General features: G+C 69.2%; 13 protein-coding genes. 7 read left to right on the plus strand and 6 right to left on the minus strand.

The features are described from left to right. The first annotated feature begins 139 nt into the window (after positions 1 to 139). From ACQ754_RS15840 to ACQ754_RS15850, 3 genes are read left to right on the plus strand one after another with little or no spacing between them, the layout of a single operon-like run. Positions 140 to 1,045 carry a LysR family transcriptional regulator gene (locus ACQ754_RS15840; protein ID WP_440998019.1) on the plus strand — a complete coding sequence of 302 codons (906 nt, stop codon included), beginning with the start codon at positions 140 to 142 and terminating at the stop codon, positions 1,043 to 1,045. 8 nt (positions 1,046 to 1,053) lie between these two features. After that, complete coding sequence (locus tag ACQ754_RS15845) at positions 1,054 to 1,968, plus strand: DMT family transporter (RefSeq protein WP_440998020.1); 915 nt, start codon at positions 1,054 to 1,056, stop codon at positions 1,966 to 1,968. Next, positions 1,968 to 2,615, plus strand: coding sequence for a hypothetical protein (locus ACQ754_RS15850; protein ID WP_440998021.1), 648 nt, complete (start codon positions 1,968 to 1,970; stop codon positions 2,613 to 2,615). Before ACQ754_RS15845 ends, ACQ754_RS15850 begins: the two co-directional genes overlap by 1 nt. Here the strand turns inward: ACQ754_RS15850 and ACQ754_RS15855 are convergent. After that, on the minus strand, positions 2,597 to 6,718 hold the full coding sequence (locus tag ACQ754_RS15855; RefSeq protein WP_440998022.1) for a translocation/assembly module TamB domain-containing protein: 4,122 nt from the start codon (positions 6,716 to 6,718) through the stop codon (positions 2,597 to 2,599). The genes ACQ754_RS15850 and ACQ754_RS15855 overlap by 19 nt on opposite strands. After that, positions 6,715 to 8,475, minus strand: coding sequence for an autotransporter assembly complex protein TamA (locus ACQ754_RS15860; RefSeq protein ID WP_440998023.1), 1,761 nt, complete (start codon positions 8,473 to 8,475; stop codon positions 6,715 to 6,717). The genes ACQ754_RS15855 and ACQ754_RS15860 overlap by 4 nt, the downstream gene beginning before the upstream one ends. A gap of 143 nt (positions 8,476 to 8,618) precedes the next feature. Here ACQ754_RS15860 and ACQ754_RS15865 point away from each other — a divergent pair, with 143 nt between their 5' ends. Next, the gene (locus tag ACQ754_RS15865) at positions 8,619 to 10,193 is read left to right on the plus strand and encodes a GNAT family N-acetyltransferase (RefSeq protein ID WP_440998024.1); all 1,575 of its coding nucleotides are present in this window, start codon (positions 8,619 to 8,621) and stop codon (positions 10,191 to 10,193) included. A gap of 77 nt (positions 10,194 to 10,270) precedes the next feature. On the opposite strand, the gene ACQ754_RS15870 is transcribed toward ACQ754_RS15865, so the two are convergent. Next, positions 10,271 to 11,710 carry an NAD-dependent succinate-semialdehyde dehydrogenase gene (locus ACQ754_RS15870; protein WP_440998025.1) on the minus strand — a complete coding sequence of 480 codons (1,440 nt, stop codon included), beginning with the start codon at positions 11,708 to 11,710 and terminating at the stop codon, positions 10,271 to 10,273. A gap of 199 nt (positions 11,711 to 11,909) precedes the next feature. On the opposite strand from ACQ754_RS15870, the gene ACQ754_RS15875 reads away from it, so the two are divergent. Continuing rightward, entirely contained in the window at positions 11,910 to 13,121 is a 1,212-nt protein-coding gene (locus tag ACQ754_RS15875; protein ID WP_440998026.1) for a pyridoxal phosphate-dependent aminotransferase, read from the plus strand. A 136-nt stretch (positions 13,122 to 13,257) separates the two neighbouring features. Here ACQ754_RS15875 and ACQ754_RS15880 read toward each other — a convergent pair whose 3' ends face one another. The 3 genes from ACQ754_RS15880 to ACQ754_RS15890 all read right to left on the minus strand — a co-directional run bounded on the left by ACQ754_RS15880 (position 13,258) and on the right by ACQ754_RS15890 (position 17,416). Continuing rightward, positions 13,258 to 14,559 (minus strand): MFS transporter, encoded by a 1,302-nt coding sequence (locus tag ACQ754_RS15880; RefSeq protein WP_440998027.1) that lies wholly within the window; start codon positions 14,557 to 14,559, stop codon positions 13,258 to 13,260. Positions 14,560 to 14,939: 380 nt separating this feature from the next. Further along, on the minus strand, positions 14,940 to 16,205 hold the full coding sequence (locus ACQ754_RS15885) for an aspartate aminotransferase family protein (protein ID WP_440998028.1): 1,266 nt from the start codon (positions 16,203 to 16,205) through the stop codon (positions 14,940 to 14,942). A gap of 53 nt (positions 16,206 to 16,258) precedes the next feature. Continuing rightward, complete coding sequence (locus tag ACQ754_RS15890) at positions 16,259 to 17,416, minus strand: isocitrate/isopropylmalate dehydrogenase family protein (RefSeq protein WP_440998029.1); 1,158 nt, start codon at positions 17,414 to 17,416, stop codon at positions 16,259 to 16,261. A 146-nt stretch (positions 17,417 to 17,562) separates the two neighbouring features. On the opposite strand from ACQ754_RS15890, the gene ACQ754_RS15895 reads away from it, so the two are divergent. Next, the gene (locus ACQ754_RS15895; protein ID WP_440998030.1) at positions 17,563 to 17,928 is read left to right on the plus strand and encodes a phasin family protein; all 366 of its coding nucleotides are present in this window, start codon (positions 17,563 to 17,565) and stop codon (positions 17,926 to 17,928) included. Between the two features lie 164 nt (positions 17,929 to 18,092). After that, on the plus strand, positions 18,093 to 18,644 hold the full coding sequence (sufT, locus tag ACQ754_RS15900) for a putative Fe-S cluster assembly protein SufT (RefSeq protein WP_440998031.1): 552 nt from the start codon (positions 18,093 to 18,095) through the stop codon (positions 18,642 to 18,644). The last annotated feature ends 156 nt before the right edge of the window (positions 18,645 to 18,800 follow it).

Here is an 18,800-nt window from a genome sequence, read left to right on the forward strand (position 1 = left end):
AGAAGGGGCGTTCACCCCGACTGCGGGCCGGAAACGACGGGGAGCCTGTCACGACCCGCAGTGGCCAAAGGCCGTGATCAACGCTACGCTTGGCGCACTATCCGCGCAACGCATTCCAGTTATAAGTGTTATTCACGAAATGAATTTTCGCGGTGTGGATCTCAACCTGCTCGCCGTGTTCGACGCCATCCTTCGGGAGGGCAGCATTACCCGCGCCGCCGAGCGCCTGGAGATGAGTCAGCCGGCCACGAGCAATGCGCTCAACCGGCTCCGAGAGATCCTCCACGACCCCCTGTTCGTCCGCCAGGCCCGGGGCATGACCCCGACGCCACGGGCACGGCAACTCGCCGGCCCCATCCGCGAGGCCTTGACCCTGATCCGCCATACGCTCTCCGAGCAGTGGCTGTTCGACTACGCCAATTCCGCGCACCGCTTCCGGCTGGCCATGAGCGACTACGGGGATTCCGTGATCCTGCCGCGGCTGCTCGAGCATCTGGCGCGGGTCGCGCCCGGTGTCCACCTCGACGTGGTCGCTAGCGAGCACCCGGCGCTGGCCCAGGAGCTGCGCGGCGGCGATATCGACCTCACCATCGGAAACCGCGACGACCTGGAGCGCGAATTCCGCAGCGAACCCCTACTCGTGGAGCAGTTCGTCTGCGTGGCACGGGCCGACCACCCGGAGATCCGCGACCGTCTCACCACCGAGCTCTTCGCCGAGCTCCGACACGTGGACGTCAGCCACACCCGCTACCTCTCCCGCCGCATCGACGACGGCCTCGCCGCCGAGGGACTGGAGCGTGCGGTGGCCGCGGTGGTACCGAGCTTCCTCTCGGTGGCGTCCATCGTGACCACCACCGATCTGGTGGCCACCATCCCCTGGCGGGCGGCCCAGGCCTTCAGCGGGATGGGGGGCTTGCGGCTACTGCCGCCGCCGCTGGCCCTGGGCGACGCCGCAGTCAGCCAGTACTGGCACAGCAACACCGACAACGATCCGGCCAGTCAGTGGTTGCGGCGCACCGTGCGCACCATCTGTCAGCAACTCTAAGGGACGCCATGAGCGAACAGGTCTCCAACCCCCGGCAACACACGGCCGCCTACGTCGGGCTGACGCTGACCGCCGCCTTCTGGGCGGGCAACGCGGTCATGGCCCGCGGCGTGGTGGACACCATCCCGCCGCTGGCGCTGTCATTCTGGCGCTGGGTGCTCGCGCTGTTGCTGGTGCTGCCGTTCAGCCTGCCGGCGCTGCGCCGGGAATGGCCGGTGCTGCACCGCCACTGGCGGACCATGCTGCCCATCGCCGGACTCAGCGTGGGGGTGTTCAATACCCTGCTCTATCTGGCCGCGACCACCACCACGGCGGTGAACATCTCGCTGATCAACGCCACCATGCCGATCGTCGTGGCGCTATTCGCGTGGGGGATTCTGGGCGCGCGCACCCGCGCCCTGCAGGCGGTGGGGATCGCCTTCGCCCTGGTGGGCATGCTGGTGGTGGTCGCCCGCGGCGACCCGGGGGTGCTGCTCGGCCTCGACTTCCAGCCCGGCGACCTGCTCATGGTGGCGGCGGTGTGTTCCTGGGGCCTGTTCTCGGTGATCATGCGCAAGCACCCGATCCCGGTGTCGCCGCAGGTCTTCCTCACCGGGCAGATCCTCTTCGGCATCCCGGTGATCCTGCCCTTCTACCTCATCGAGCTGGCGCTGGTCGGCGGCTTCTCCATGCGCCCGACGCTGGTGCTGCCCTTCCTCTACGTGGCGGTGTTTCCGGGATTGCTTGCCTTCACCTTCTGGAATTACGGGGTCTCCCGGGTAGGGCCATCGCGCTCGGCGATGTTCATCTATCTGCTGCCGGTATTCGCCGCCGGCCTCGCCTGGGCCATCCTCGGCGAGGGGCTGTCCGGCTTCCACGCCGTGGGCGGCGTGCTTATCCTGATCGGGCTCTATCTGGCCACACAGGCACGGGTGCGGGACTGATGACCGGCGTCACCCTCCTGGCGGTGCTCCTCGCCCTCGCGGCGATCTGGGAGGCCCGCAACGCCACCGCCTGCCTGCGCCGGCGCAGGGCCCTGCGGGCCGGCGCCCACGCCGGGGGCACGCTGGCCTGCCTGGCCCCCCTCGCGGTGATCGCGCTCCTCGCCGGCCAGCTTTACGGATGGCAGCGGCTGACCGCCGAGCAGGCAGTGGCGGAGGTGCGCGTCGAGGCCGGCGCCCCAGGCACCTGGCAGGTGGAGCTGGCCCGCACCGATGGCACCCCCACCCGGACCTACACCCTGGCCGGCGACGAGTGGCAGCTGGAAGCGCGGGTGCTGCGCTGGAACGACCTGGGCGCCCTGCTCGGCCTGGACACCCGCTTTCGGCTGGAGCGGCTCTCCAGCCGCTACCGGGATGCGCGAACCGCCGGCCGGACCCCTCCCACGGTACACCAGCTGGCACCGGGGGCCGGGGACCCGCTGGCACGCGCCGGCGGCCGGCTGCTGGCGGCCCTGCCGCTAGCCGACACCCGCTACGGGAATGCGGTGTTCCTGCCCCTGGCCGACGGGGCACGCTTTCGGGTGAGCATGGGCCGCGACGGCCTCATCGCCCGCCCCCTGAACACCGTCGCTCAGAAGTTGAACGAGTAGAAGATGTCCATGGCGTTCTCCACCCCGCTGACCGCCTCGAGGTAGAGCCGCTCGGTGAGCTGGTAGCGCAGGGTCAGGGTATTCTCCGGGGAGAACACCCCGACGCCGTAGCGCACCAGCAGGTTGGGGGCGATGTAGCCGCTCACCGCCACCTGGGTGTCCTCGCCGCTGCCCTCGGTCTCCAGCTGAAAGTCCTCCACGCCGAGCTCGTCGGCCAGGGAGGCCCCGATCCCCCGCCCGCCCATAAGTCCCAGCCCCAGGGCGGCCTGGGAGACCAGGGCGCTCTCCGAAGGGGACTCCGAGCCGGGGGCGCGGCCGGTGATCAGATACGACAATGCGTCCGCCTGGGGCATGGTGGGTTCGGAGAAGACGTTGGCCTCGAGCGCCCCCGGGGTCCCGGTGACCCGCAGGCCGGCTACCACCTCGGCTGCCTGGCGTATCGCCTCCATATCGATGCGTGGCTCGCTGAGCGGCCCGGAGAAGAGGAACCGGCCCCGGCGCAGGGTGAGCTCTTGGCCGAAGCGCCGGAAGGTCCCATCCACCAGGTTCACCTCGCCGAAGGCCTCGGCGCTGTCGGTGCCGATCTGGCGGAGCTGCAGCCGACCCGTCAGCCCCGCCTGGGCGCCGAAGCCCTGGAAGCGGACGTCGTCGCCGAGCACCAGATAGACGTTGGTGCTGAGCTGCAGCCCACCGTCCTCGCCCCCGTCCCCCTCCTCGGGTGCCGGCTCATTGACGATGACCACGTCCCTCGACACGGTGGTGGCACCGGCCGGCAGCTCCTCCACGGTGATCCGTGCCCATGGGACGGTGAGCCGGCCGTTCACCGACACCGCCTCGCCGTCGTAGGACAGCGTCATGGCAGGGCTCAGTCGCAGCCGCACCAGCGGCGGGTAGGCCATCTCCAGGTCCTCGCCCTGCAGGGCGACACTGGCGGTGGGGGTATCCTCCCAGGAGACGCTGCCACCGATGCGGGCGATTCCCTCGCCGCTGCGGAAGCTGCCGCCAATGCGTGCCGAAGCGCCCGCCACCTCAGCAGTGAGCTCGATGTCCTCCAAGGGCACGGGCAAGTCGGGCAAGGCCACGAGCCCTTGGCGCAGGTTCACCTGGCCATCGAAGCGCGGCGCGCGCAGGCTGCCGGCCAGACGCCCATCCACGGAGACGACCCCCTGCAGGTCCCGTAGCTGGGGCAGGAACGGCCGGATCAGGCCGAGTCGCAGCCCCTCGACACGGATCTCGCCGTCCAAGGACGGGTCCGCGACGCTCGGGTCGAGCTGCGCGGAGGCGGACACCTCCCCCAGCTCCTCCGCCTCAAGCCCCAGCGACAGCGTGGCCTGGGCCTCATCCAGCTCCGCCGCCAGGTTCAGGGCCTGATACTCCACGGTAAGGGACTCGTCGGCATCGGGCGGTGCGGCGGTGATCCGCCCCGGGGTGCTTCGCGCGCTGAGCGTCACCTCCGGCAGCCCGGCGCCCTGCCAGCGCACGGCCGTCTCGGCGCTCAGGGTCGCGTCCCAATCCACGCCCTCGGGCATCCACGGGCGAAGGTCACGCAGCGGGAAGCCCTCCAGGGCCGCATCCACCGCGGCACCACCAGGGCCGGCGGTCAGGGGGTTCGTCAGGCAGAGCCGTCCCTGCCGCCGTTCCCAGCAGTGAGACGCCAGGCGTACCTCTACCGCGCCGGGGCGCCATTCCAGCGCCGGACGCCCCTGCAACCGCCAGGTGCCGTCCGGGGCCTGGATCTCGCCGTCCACCACGGCACCCGTCCAGGCCAGGGATTCCGGGTCCAGGGCACCGGCCAGGTCCAGCCGGGCCGGCACGGGGGTGTTCCCGGAGAGCTGCAGGGTCAGGCGGTGATCGGCGGCACTACCCTCCAGGCCCAACTCCGCGTCCCCCAGGGAGCGCTCCCCCTGGCGCAGCCCGGTGGCCGATAGGCTGAGCCGGCCCGGGCGCTGCAGCAACGCCGGCAGCTCCGCCTCCAACTCCAGCGCCTGCACGGCGATGTCCTGATAGCCGAGCCCGCGGCCGGTCACCGCACCGCTGATACCCGGTGTGGCCAGGGGACCGGTCAGGTGCAGTTGCCCCTCCAGGTTACCCTCGAGGCCCGGCCAAAGGCCGGCAAGCTCCGGCAGCGCGAGCCGCGCACGTGCGTCCCATTGTTGCGCCAACTCGCCATCCAGGGCGATCTCGTTCGGCCCGGTGCGTAGGCGGATGGCATCGAAGCGCCACGGCCCCCCGGCGTCCCGGCGCACGGCCCCGTTGAGGCCCAGGGGATAGCCGCGAAGCTCGCCCTCGATGCCGGGGATTTCCACGGTCAGCGCCAACTCGCCGTCGGCCAGGCGTCCCTCGCTGGTCACGGTCCCGCCGAGCCGGCCGGGCAGGTCGTCGCGGAAACGGCCGGGGTCGATGCCGTCGGCTCGGGCCTTTGCGCGCCAGCGCACCCCCTCGCTCCAGCCCGCCTCGCCGCTGATCGCGAGCTCGCCGCCGAGCAGCTGCGCGTCCAGGCGTTCGACCCGGGCGGCCCCCGCGTCCCCCTCGGCGCGTAGCTCGAAGTGCTCCAAGGTGATGGGCGGTGCGCCGAGGCTCGCGGGATCCAGCCCCTCGCCACCCGCGGTCACCGACCACTGGATGCCGTCGCCCCACTCGGCGTTGGCCTCCGCATTGATCTCGCCGGCGAGCAGCCGGGCGTTCAGGGCGTCGATCCGCGCCGCGGTATCGGTGCCACGGGCCTGTAGCCGCAGGCGCTCCAGCCCCAGCGGCGGCGCTCCCAGGGGTGTCGGGTCCACCCCTTGCGCGTCCGCCGACAGCGACCAGCGGATGCCGTCGGCCCACTGCACCTCGCCCTCGGCGTCCACCCGACCATTCAGGATATCGCCGGTGAGCGAGCGCAGGCGGGCCCCCGCCAGGTCGCCGGCGGCCTCGGCGCGCCAACGCCCGGCGGGTATGTCCGGGCCGTCCACCCCGGCCTGCAACTCCACCGCCCAGTCCGCCACCGTCCCGGAGCCCCGGATCTCCGCCTCGCGCAGGCGCACCGTGGGCTCACCGGTCAGGGGCCAGTCCAACGCCGGGGCGCTCAGCCGCAGCCGCCAGGGCACGCCCTCGGTCAACAGCGCCGCCTCCGCCTCCAGGTCCGCGGCCACCGGCCCCTCGGCCCGCAAAGTGACGGCGAGATCCGCCAGGCTGCCGGCAAGCCGGGTATGAAACCGCTGCTCCCCGCCGCCGGGGTAGCGCCCGCTCGCTAGCTCCAGGGACAGCTCCAGTGGCCAATCCCCGCCGAGACCGGCCTCGCCGCTGATGCGAACACTACCCTGGGGGGCCGCGGCGGAGAGCGTCTCCAACTCCAGGCGACCGCCGGCGACGCTACCGCGGAGCTCGAGGCGTTCCAGGGGCCAGTGCCCCTCGCCCTGGTCGAGGGCCGCATCGCCGACGGTAAGGGACTCGATGGTGACATCCAGGGGCAGCGGCACCTCGTCCGGGAGCTCGAGACGAAAATCCGCGGGAAGCGCGGCTGCCGCAGGGCTGTCGGTCGTGTCCCCGGCACTGGTGGCGTCCGCCCCCGCCGCGGGCAGCCGGAGCCGAAGCCCATCAAGGGCGGTGGGGAGAAGCCGCAGGTGGGTGCCCTCGAGGGTCAGCCCGCTGGTTAACCGCGGGAGTTCGAGGTGGCGGTCATCGATGCGCACCCAGGTGTCGGCGAGGGCGATGGATTGCACGGCCACCGTCACCGGCAACGAAACGGGGCCGGACGGACCGGGGGCGGGATCGCTGGCGGGCTCAGCGGCGGGCAGCGCCTCCGTGTCCACCGCCACCTCCACCCCTTCGGTGGCGAGGCGTTGCACGCACACCCGCCTCTCCAACAGGCAGGCGGGCTCCCATAGCAGGCGGAGCTCGGCGGCCGCTGCCTCCACGCCGGGCGTGCGGTAGCGGAACTCGCGCAGGGTAACCCCGCGCCACAGGCTCCCCTCGGCCACGGTGACCTCCAGCTCCGGGACAAAGTACCGGGCCGCCGCGGCGAGCTGTCTGGCACCGCTGGTGGTACCGGCCAGCCACGCCAAGGCGCCGGCAAGGACGAGCACCACTACCAGCAGGGCCAGGAGCAGGCGTCGGATCAAAGCGGCGGCCCCAGGGAGACGTGGAGCCGGAACGGCGGATCGGGCTCGCTCACCCCCCAGGCGAAGTCCACGCGCACGGGACCCACCGGCGAAAGCCAGCGGATGCCGACCCCGCTACCCACCTTGAAGTCGGTATCGGTGTCGTCGAAGGCGTTACCGGCATCCGTGAACACCGCCGCGCGCCAGCTCTCGGCGAAGCGGTAGCCATACTCCACGCTACCGGTGGCAAGATAGCGCCCACCGAGGAGATCGCCGTTCTCGTCCTCAGGGGCGAGGGTGTTGTAGCCGAAACCACGGACGCTGTTATCGCCGCCGGCGAAGAAGCGCAGCGACGAGGGCACCTGCTCGAAGTCGCTGGTGGCGACGGCCCCCAGGTCACTGCGCAGGGTCAGCTGATGGCGTTCGGCATAGGTGCGCAGCCATTTCATGCCGATGGTCAGCCGCGCTAGGGAAACGTCCGAGAGCAACCGCTCGTCACCCACCTCCAGGCTGTAGCTCTGACGGTCCCCCCAGTGGGGGTCGACCCCACCGCGGGATCGGGTCCGCGAGAACGACAGCCCCGGGAGCACCAGGGTGGTGGTGTCATCCTGGGTACCCTGGGTAAAGCTCTCGTGGAGCAGGCGCAGGGACTGCACGCGCTCCCAGCCGGAGTTGAAGTGCTGCTGGCGTCGTGCCGCCACCGTATAGCGGGTGCTCTCGGTATCCTCCACATCCTCGCGTTGGAAGCCCGCCTGGAACTGGAGGCGCTCATTGATGGGGTCGCGCAGCGGGATCCCGTAGCTGCCGGAGACATTCTGGCGCACCTGGGCGATACGGAGATCCGCCTCGGCCGTGTGGCCCGCGGCGTTGAGCCAGTGGCGCTGCCAGCTCACCCGGGCACGCGGGCCTTCGTCAGTGGAGAAACCGGCCCCGAAGCCCAGGGTGTTGGGGTCGCGGGCCTCGGCCTCCACATCCACCGGGATGGCGCCACCCGACTCGACCCCCTCGCGCTCGGTCAGCACCTGGACGTCGCCGAAATAACCGCTATCCAGGAGGTTGCGGTTGAGGGCAGCGATGTGCGCGGCGCGGTACGGTGTGCCCGCCTTGAAGGGGACCAGGCGCCGCAGCAGCCGATCATTGAACGGTATCTCCCCGCGGAAACCCACCTCGCCCAGCGTATAGCGCGGGCCGCTGTCGAAGACCAGGGTAACGTCCGCCCAGTGCTCGTCGGTATTCACCGCGATCCGGCTCTCGGTGAAACGGTGATCGAAGTAGCCGTACGCGAGGGCGGCATTGCGCAGGCGGGACTTGGCCCCCTCGTAGGCGCCGTGATCCAGGATGTCGCCCGCGGCCAGGGACACCCCCTCCACGAGCCGCTGGAACAGCGAGGTCCCCGCCGCCTCCCCCTCCAGGCGGACATCCACCTCGCGCAGGCGCACGGGTTCGCCGGGCTCGATGCGCAGCAGCACCTGCCAGGCCTCCTCACCGACGGAGCTGATTTCGGTCTCGATCTCGGCCTCGTAATAGCCCACTGCCTGGAGGGCACGTCGGGCGTTCTCGACGGCCCGCCGCGCATAGCCCCGGGCCTCGCGCTCAGAGCCGACCTCCGCGCCCTCCCCCACATAGGCGCGCACGTTGCTCAGGGCACGACCGTCGGGGCCCTCGACGCGGAGCTTCGCCTCGCCGGCGAACAGCACGGGCGCGCCGAGCAGCGCGGTGAGGCCGGTAGCGGCAAGCAGCAGCCGCAACCTGCGGGGTGGGCTAGTGCGTTTGCACATGGCAGGACGCTCGTTTTTCCCTGTCGTCTGCGGTGCCGGCGATACCGGAATCCATGCCGACATTACCGTTGTGGCGGCAACAGCGGCGCGGCACACGCATGATATTCTCTCTCATTCGACCCACTGGAGGCGAAGAAATTCCTATGCGAGGCAGCGACGAGCACGACCGCGACGGCGACGAGCACCGCCTGCGCCTGCGCAATCTCAAGCTCTCGGATTATCCGGACATCAAGCGGATCATGGACCGGGTCTACCCCAACCTCGGGGGGGCGTGGACACGCAAGCAGTTCGCCGCCCAGGTCAACCGCTTCCCCGACGGCCAGATCTGCATCGAGGACAACGGCCGGGTAGTGGCGGCGGTGATCTCCATGATCGTCGACTATGACCGCTTCGGCGACAAGCACACCTACGACGAGATCACCGGCAACGGTTTCCTGACCAACCATGACCCCAACGGCGACGTCCTCTACGGCGTGGATGTCTTCGTCGATCCCGACTACCGGGACATGCGTCTCGGCCGCCGCCTCTACGACGCCCGCAAGGAGCTCTGCCGCAGCCTCAACCTGCGCGCCATCATCGCCGGCGGCCGTATCCCCGGCTACCGCCACCACGCTGACGAGATGACCCCGGAGGAGTACATCGAGCTGGTCAAACGCCGGGAGATCCACGACCCCATCCTCTCGTTCCAGCTCGCCAACGACTTCCACGTGCGCCGGGTGATCACCGGCTACATGCCCGAGGACCGGGAGTCGCAGTCCTACGCCACGCTCGTGCAGTGGGACAACATCTTCTACGAGGCCGACCGCAGCCCGCTGATCGGCGGCCGCAAGTCCTTGGTGCGGGTGGGCACCGTGCAGTGGCAGATGCGCCGGGTGAAGACCTTCGACGACCTGATGACCAACATCGAGTTCTTCGTCGATGCGATGGCCGGCTACAACTGCGACTTCATCCTTTTCCCGGAGTTCTTCAACGCGCCGCTGCTCGCGCAGTTCAACCAGGATGAGCCCGCCGAGGCCATGCGGCGACTCGCCCAGTACACCGAGGAGATCGTCGACGGCATGTCCCGGCTGGCGGTCAGCTACAACATCAACATCATCGCCGGCTCCGTGCCGCTGTACGACGACGAGGAGAGCGTCCTCTACAACGTGGCGTACCTCTGCCGGCGCGACGGCACCACCGACAGCCAGTACAAGCTCCACGCGACGCCGGACGAGCGCTTCTACTGGGGCGTACAGGGCGGCGATGCGCTGCGCATCTTTGACACCGACGCCGGGCGCATCGGCATCCTGGTCTGCTACGACGTGGAGTTCCCCGAGCTCGGCCGGCTGCTTGCCGACCAGGGCATGCAGATCCTGTTCGTGCCGTTCTGGACCGACACCAAGAACGCCTACCTACGGGTGCAGCGCTGCTCCCAGGCCCGGGCCATCGAGAACGAGTGCTACGTCGCCATCACCGGCAGCGTGGGCAACCTGCCGAAGGTGGAGAACATCGAGATCCAGTACTCCCAGACCGCGGTATTTTCGCCCTCGGACTTCGCCTTCCCCCACGACGGCATCGTCGCCGAGTCGACGCCGAACACGGAGATGACGTTGATCACCGATCTGGACATGGACCGGCTCATCGCCCTGCGCGAGGAGGGCTCGGTGCGCAACACCCGCGACCGCCGCCTCGACCTCTATCGGGTGGAATGGCACGCCGGCGGCGGCGAGGGGGAGTAGGGCGGACGGAGCGAAGCGCAGTCCGCCGAGGCCCGGCGGATTGCGGCCTCCAGCCTCCATCCGCCCTACTCCATCGTCTAATCCGCCTCGGGCACGGTCTGGGTCTCGACGAACTCGAACAGCCCCTCGATGCCGCCCTCGCGGCCGAAGCCGGACTGCTTCATCCCGCCGAAGGGGGCCTCAGGCGTGGGGCCGGTACCCGAGTTCAGCGCCGCGTGGGCGAACTGCAGCCGCTCGATGACCCGACGACCACGCTCACGATCACCGGTGAACACGTAGGAGGCGAGGCCATAATCCGTGTCGTTGGCGGCGGCGACGACCTCGTCGTCGTCACGGAAGGTGATCATCGGCACCAGCGGGCCGAAGGTCTCCTCGACGGTGCACAGGGCATCACCAGGGACATCCAACAGCACGGTGGGCGGGTAGAAGGTCCCGGGGAGATCCGCCGCGTCGCCCTCGGCCACCTTCTTGGCACCCTTGTTCACGGCGTCGTTGACGTGACGACGCACCTTGTCCACGGCGTTCTCGTCGATCAACGGACCGATGGTGACGCCCTCCTGCAGGCCATCGCCCACCCGGAGCTTCGCCACTCGATCGGCCACCTTCTGCGCGAAGGCCTCGGCGACCCGCTCGTGGACGAAGATGCGGTTGGCGCACACGCAGGTCTGGCCGCCGCCACGGAACTTGTTGGCCATGAGGTTATCGGCGGCGGCGTCCAGGTCGGCGTCGTCGAAGACCAGGAACGGCGCGTTGCCGCCAAGCTCCAGGGTCAGGCGCTTGACCCCCGCGGCGGATTTCTCAATGAGCTCACGGCCCACCTCGGTGGAACCGGTGAACGAGAACACCCGCACCGAGGGGTGCTTGAGCAGGGTATCGGAGATCGCTCCGGCCGAGCCCATCACCAGGTTGACCTTGCCGGCGGGTAGATCGAGCTCCCGATCCATCAGGGCGAACAGCGCGATCATGGTCAGCGGCGTCTTCGAGGAGGGCTTGATCACGCTGGCGCAGTCCGCGGCCAGGGCCGCCGATAGCTTCTTGGCGATCATGCCGATGGGGAAGTTCCACGGCGTGCTCAGCGCCACCACACCGGCCGGGCGCTGGTAGACCGTCCAGGTACAGTTCTTCGGGTGCTCCTCGAGGGTGCGGGGCCCGAGCTCGTCGATGTGCTCGCCGCAGTAACGGAAGAACCCCGCCGCGTAATCCACCTCGCCCTGGGCCTCCGCCCACGGCTTGCCGTGCTCCATGGTGAGGATGCGGCCGATCTCTTCACGGTTGGCCCGAAGCGCCTCGTCGATCTTCAGCAGCCACTCGCGGCGCTTCTCCAGGCTCGCGCGCTCGACGAGCGCGCCCTCGGCGGCACGGACGGCTTCCAGGGTCTCATTCTCGCCCATGCCCGGGAACTCGGCGAGGACCTCACCGTTGGCGGGATTGGTGACGGTAATGGGGCGGGCGCTGCCCTCGCTCCACTGCCCGCCGATATAGCCCGCAATACGGGGCAGTAACGGTGACTCGATCATGGTTTCACTCCCTGGCACAGGACGGCGCCGGAAGGCACCGCCCGGGTTTGGCTGGACCTCATCGAAGGCGACAGTACTCATCGCTCCTCGGCCCCGTCAACTCGCTATTTTGTGCGGTGTGGAAAAACCTATTGACCCCCCGCACGGCGGGGGACTAACGTCCTTTGATCACCCAGTACCAACAAGGGAGCGAACGGCGATGGTCAACCCGGTGGAGATGGATCAGTACGAACACACTGCAGCGCCCATGTTCAGCCCGGCCCTGCAGGCCATCCCCATGCCGGGTATCCGGAAGATGATCAACGTGGCCGCGCGGATGGACGACGTCATCCACCTGTCCATCGGCCAGCCGGACTTCCCGACCCCGGAGCACATCGTTGAGTCCTATATCGACGCCCTGCGCGCCGGCCAGACCGGTTACACGCTGGACGCCGGCCTGCCCGAGCTGCTTACCGCGCTCAAGGACTACTACAGCGCCCGTTACGACCGTGAGCTCACCGAGGACAACTTCCTGGTCACCACCGGCGCCACCGAGGCCATGTACCTCGCGCTCACGGCCACGGCGGCCCCGGGACGGCAGTTCATCGTCGCCGACCCGACCTTCGTCCTCTACGCACCGCTGATCCGAATGAACGGCGGCGAGGTGAAGATCATCCCCACCCGCGCCGAGCATGGCCACCAGATCGATCCCCAAGAGGTGATCGACGCGATCGGCTCGCGGACCTTCGCCATCGTGCTCAACTCGCCCAATAATCCCACGGGCACGGTCTACCCCCGGGAGACCGTCGAGGCCATCGTCCAGGAGGCGGCCTACCGCAACGTCTATGTGTTCGCCGACGAGGTCTATGATCACCTGATCCTCGACGAGATGGAGTTCCCCAGCGTGATCTCCTGCACCTCGGACCTGGATCACGTAATGGCCATCTCCAGCTTCTCGAAGACCTACAGCATGGCGGGGCTGCGCATCGGCTGGCTGATCTCCAGCCAGGGGGCGATCAAGAAGCTGCGGCGCTACCACATGTTCACCACCACGGTGGCCAACACGCCCGCCCAGTGGGCCGGCGTGACGGCGCTGACCAGCGACCAGAGCTGCGTCCGCGAGATGGTGGAGGAATACCGCCGGCGTCGGGACCGGGTCGTCGAGTTGGTGGGGCAGACCCCCTATCTCAACGGCTACGTGCCCCAGGGCGGGTTCTACATCTTCCCGTCCCTGCCCCAGCACACCGACGGGGGGCAGCTGGCGCTGCGCATGCTCGAGGAGATCGGGGTGTGCGTCATCCCCGGTGACGCCTTCGGCGAGACCACCTCCAATGCCATCCGCATCAGCTACTCGAACTCCATGGATCAGATCGAGGAGGCCTTCGAGCGGATGATCCCCTGGCTCGGCGAGCAGAAGCTGGGGCCGCGCTAGCGCCGAGCCGGGGCGGCCCCCGGGCGCGGCATGTCACCGTGGGGAGGTCGCCTGCATGGCAGGCACCTACCCACACTGCGCCCGACGCGGCGTAAGAGCGCGCCTCCCGCGCGACCTCGGCTACGGGGCAGGGCCTCTACGGTGGGGGTCGGTGGACGGTCACGGCGGCGATGCCGGAGGCGATCAGGATCCAGGCCAGCAGGCCGGCCACCACGCTGGTCATGGCAATGCCGGCGTCCAGGAGCCCGCCCACCAGCACCGGCGATGCGGCCGTGGAGAGCACCATGACCGCCTGCACCAGCGATCGGATGGCACCGAGGTGGCGGGTGCCGTAGAGCTCCACCCACAAGGCGCCGAGCAACGTCCCGGCCACCCCCATGCTGAGCCCGGCGGTGCCGAGATACACCGGCGCCCCCCAAGGGGCGTCAGCGGCGATCAACACCGCCAGCGCCGCCGCCAGCGGCGCCAGGTAGAAGGGCAGCAGGCGCTGCCCCCCGTAACGGTCCACCAGCGGCCCGGCCAGGAAGAGCGAGAGCACATGGCTCGCCCCGAAGGCGAGGAAGCTGCTCGCCAGCCAGGCCAGCGGCCAGCCCTTGGCCTCGGCCAACGGCACCTGGTGGAAGAACAGACCGGTCATGATGAACGGCGGGGCCATCACCGCCGGGATCACCCCGTAGAAACGGGTGTCACGCAGTACCTCGCCACGGCTCCAGTGACGCTGCCCACCATCGCCCTGGGCGGCCTCCGCTTCCTCACGGCGGCGGTACTCCTGGCGCCGCTCCCCGTGGCCGCGGAGCAGCCACAGCGCCGCGGGCAACACCGCCGCGAGCATCACCGCGGCCATCACCAGCCAGGTCTGCCGCCAGCCCAGCGCCGCCATCGCGGCCACCGCGATCGCCGGGAATACCGCCTCACCGGCCGGCAGCCCGAGGGTGGCGACGCTGATGGCCGTCCCGCGGCGTTCGTGGAAATAGCGCGCCATGGAGGTCTGGGCGATATGCGTCATCAGACCCTGACCACACAGGCGCAGCAGATAGAAGGCGATGGCGAGCATGACGAGATTCGCCACCGCGGCTAGGCCCGCCGCCGCCACCGCGGCCCCGGCGACCACGGCCGCGGTGAACGCCCGCAGGTCCACGTGATCGACCAACCGCCCCACCCAGACGAGGCTCACCCCGCTGGCCAGGGTGGCCAGGGAGTACACCGCCCCGAATTGGCCGTTGGTGATCTCCAAAGCGGCTCGAATCTCGCCGCCGAACACCGAGATCAGGTAGGTCTGGCCGTAGCCGGAAAGCGCGGCGAGGAGGAAACCGAAACCGAGGAAGCGCCGGTTCTCCTGGATGAAGCGCAGGTATTCCACGTACTCCTTAACCTTTGCTAGCTGCCAGCGCTCGTCGATTCGGGGAGCGATCCCGGGCCCCTGGAGCCGGGGCAGCACCTCAGAGCAGCGTTTCCCCACGACGGAGGCAGACGATAGCCAGAACCGCGGAAGGCGTGAGGGGCGCGGGTCGAGGGCGCGGACGAGCGACTGGGGGTGCCCCCTCGGAGCGAGGGAGCGGCCTCGGCCCGCGCCCCGGGATACACCCCGTCCCCCACGCACGTCGCACTGCGAGGCTCCCTGGCCGCCACGCTCCCTCCGCCAGCCAAGGCCAAACACGGCCGGGACCGCGAGCAAGCGCCAGGGGCGCGAGCCGGGGCCGCGGACGAGCGACTGGGGGGGCCCCCTCGGAGCGCGAAGGAGCGGCCCCGGCCCGCGCCCCGGGACCCAGCCGCACGGCGCGGGCCGGCGCCACGGACGAGCGTCTCGGGGTGCCCCGCTCAGCGAGTCGCCTGGAGCGCCGCCTCGAACTGCTCCACCGCCCAGTCCACCTGCTCGCTGTCGACGATCAGCGGCGGCACCCAGCGCACCACCTGGCCGCCCCAGGCACCGCACTTAATCAGCAGCAGCCCGCGCTTCTCGCACTCCTTGAGCAGCCGCGCCGAGCGGTCGCCATCGGGCCGCCCCTCGCCATCCACCATGTAGGTGCCGAGCATCAGCCCCATACCGCTGACGTTGCCGATCTCCGGATAGCGGGTCTTGAGCTCCTCGAGATGGGCCCGGAGCTGGGCGCCACGCTCGCGGGCGTTCTCCACCAGGCCCTCCTCGCGGATCACATCCAGGGTCGCGCTCGCCGCCGCGCAGGCCACCGCATTGCCACCGTAGGTGCCGCCCTGCGAACCCATCCAGCCCTTGGACATGAGCGCGTCCGAGGCCGCCATCATCGACAATGGGAACCCGCTGGCGATGCCCTTGGCGCTAACCACGATATCCGGCTCGATGTCGAAGTGCTCGAAGGCCCAGTACTTGCCGGTGCGGCCGTTACCCGACTGCACCTCGTCGAGGATGAACAGGATGCCGTGCTCCCGGCAGCGCTGCTGCAGGCCCTTCATGAAGGTGGTGTTGGCGGGGATATAGCCGGCCTCGCCCTGCACGGGCTCGATCAGCATCGCCGCCGTCTCCTTCGGCACACTGTAGGTCTGGAGGATGTAGTCCAGCTCCTTGAGACAGAACTGCGCGGCGGTCTCCTCGTCCCAGCCATACCAGTAGGTATCCGGGAAGGGCGCGACCACGACACCGCCCATCATCGGCTGCAGGCCCTGGCGGATGGGGGCGCTGGAGGTGGTGGTGGACAGCGACCCCATGGTGCGGCCGTGGAAGCAACCGCGGAAGGCGATGATGTTGGGCCGGCCGGTGGCCTGACGCGCGAGCCGGATGGACGCCTCCACCGCCTCGGTGCCGGCGTTGGCATAGACGAAGCTGTCGATGTCCCCGGGCATTAGCTCGCCGAGCCTCTCCGAGAGCTCCAGGATGGGACGGTGCTTGACGATGGCGTATTGGGCATGGATCACCTGGCCGACCTGGCGCTGGGCGGCCTCCACCACCTTGGGATGGCAGTGACCGGTACTCAGCACGCCGATACCCGAGGTGAAATCGAGATAACGATCGCCGCCCTCGTCGTAGATGTAGGCGCCCTCGCCTCGGGCGACCAGCACGCCGCTGGACTGCTTCAGCAGCGGCGAGAGATGTCCGTGATGCTCGCTCATGGTGCCTCCTCGTAGAAAAAGAAAACCGACATTACGCCGGGCGTTGCCTTGCTTCAATCCAGGCGGGCGCGAACGGACGCCCCGATCTCGTCGGTGGGCCGTACCCGCGTGCCATGCTCGGCGAGGTCGGCGGCCACGGCGGCGCGCAATCGCTGCCCCGCCGCCGCGGCGCGAGGATCCTCCTCGCCCATCCAGTCCAGCATCATCGCCGCGGTAAGCAGCATGGCCTGGGGTCCGGCAAGATTGCGGCCGGCGATATCCGGCGCGCTCCCATGGGTGGGCTCGAACATCGGCGGCTGGGAGCGGTCCGACGGGTTGATGTTGCAGGAAGGCGCCACCCCCATACCGCCGGAGAGCACTGCCGCCAGGTCGGTGAGGATGTCGCCCTGTAGGTTGCTGGCCACCACCACGTCGAAGGCCCAGGGACTGGTGACGAACTTCATGCAGGCGGCGTCCACCAACTCGTGGTGGGTCGCGATATCCGGGTACTCGGCGGCGACGGCCTCGAAGGTCTCGGAATAGAGCTCGCCCCAGTAGCGCAGCGCGTTGCGCTTGGTGATCAGGCAGACCTGGGCATGAGCCTCGCCGCCGCCGGGCAGCGGGAAGGTTCGATCGCGGCGTTCCCCGGCGCGGCGCTCGCCGGCACGCAGGCGCGCGCGCTCGAAGGCGTGGCGGATGATTCGCTCGGCGCCGCGCCGGGTGAACACCTCCACCTGGGTGGCCACTTCCGCCGGAGCGCCCGGGGCCAGGCGACCACCCTGGCCGACATACTCCCCTTCGCTGTTCTCGCGGATGACCAGCATATCGATGTCCCGCGCCCGCTCGTCAGCGAGGAACTGCGGCGCGCCCTCCAGGAGCACCGCAGGGCGCTCGCAGGTCCACTGATCGAAGCCCTTGCGGATCTCGAGCAGCGGTGACAGGGACACCGCATCCGGAAGCCAGTAGCGGTCCGGGTCATCGCGCGGGCCCGGGTCACCGAGGGCACCGAGGAGGATGGCGTCGAAGCCCGCCAGGCGCTCGCGCCAATTCTCCGGCCAGAGCTCGCCATGCTCCCGATGCCAGGCCACGGAGGGCCAATCGAAGGTCTCGAGGTGCAGATCCAGCGCGCCGTGCTCGGCCAGGCGCTCCAGGGACTGGACCGTCTCGCGCATCACCTCCGGGCCGATACCGTCACCGGGCAGCACCGCTATACGCCAGGAATCACGGCTCATGGCGGGGGCTCCTCCACTGTGGGCTGTAAATCCGGGAACGATAGCAGACTGCAGCCGGCAAACGGAGTCAACAAGATGTTGCACCGCACCAATTTCCTTGCTATGCTGCACCGCACCAGTTGGGACAACCAAAGGAGGTACATCCCATGTACGAGAAGACGATTCAGCAGATGTTCGATCAGTTCGGTCAGTTCGGCGAGCCCGTCCGGCGCCTCTCCGAGGTAGCGATGGAGCAGGCGGAGAAGGTAGCCCACCATCAGCTCGATTCGGCCCGCGTCTATGTGGACCTCGGCCTCGAGCAGCTGCGGGCGGCCTCCGAGGTGCGTGACGCCAAGGCGCTGCAGGGCTACATCGATCGCCAGCAGGACATCGCCGCGCGTTTCGGCCGCCAGGTGACCGATGACGTCGAGACTCTCGCCGGCTTCGGCCGCGAGCTCAGCGAGGCCACCACCACGGTGTCCCGCAAGGCCAATTCGAGCACCAAGGGCGGCAGCGGCAAGGCCGCCGCGTAACCCCCCGATTCCGGGGCCTCTCTCCCCCTCCGCCCGCGACCCCGTCGCCGGGCGGTTTTTTTTGTGCCCCCCTCCGCGCAGGCTCGGCAGGACCGGCATCGCCCTGATAGAATCCCGACCAATATAGTCCGGATTCACGCCACAAGGGCGAGGTAGGAACGATGATGCAGGCGCAGCCCAATGAACCCGTGGTCTTCGAGCGCGACTGTGATGCCGCGCTGATCCCATCCGGGGACACCGGGGTCATCCCGAAGGGAGCGGAGGGCATGATCACCCAGGCGCTCGGCGGCAGCTACACCGTCTACATCCAGGGCAACCTCTTCCGCATCGACGGCAAGGACGCCGACGCCATCGGCAAAGAGCCGGAGCCCACGCCCGAGCTCCCCGACGATGCCACGGAGGCGGACGTGGAGCGGCTGGTCTGGGATCAGATGCGGCGCTGCTACGACCCCGAGATCCCCATCAACATCGTCGAGCTCGGTCTGATCTACGAGTGCGACATAACCCTCCACGATAACGGCACCCGCTCGGTGGCCATCAAGATGACCCTGACGGCGCCGGGCTGCGGGATGGGCGACATCCTCGCCTACGACGTCCGGGAGAAGGTATTGCAGGTGCCCACCATCGAGTCGGTGGACGTGGAGATCGTATTCGACCCGCCCTGGTCCTTCGAGATGATGTCGGAGGCCGCGCGGCTGCAGACCGGGATGATATGAACTACTCCCGCCAAGCCTTTCAGGCTATGGCGTGAGTTTCGCGTCTCATTGGGCGTGCCGGATCATCCGGAGGATGATCCGGTCTTACCGCCCTCCACGCATCGGCCGGTTCCCGACCGGATAACTGCTGCTCGGCCCAGCTCATCAGCACCCGGG

Origin of the sequence: Arhodomonas sp. SL1 (genome assembly GCF_052060015.1) — a bacterium.
GTDB lineage: Bacteria > Pseudomonadota > Gammaproteobacteria > Nitrococcales > Nitrococcaceae > Arhodomonas.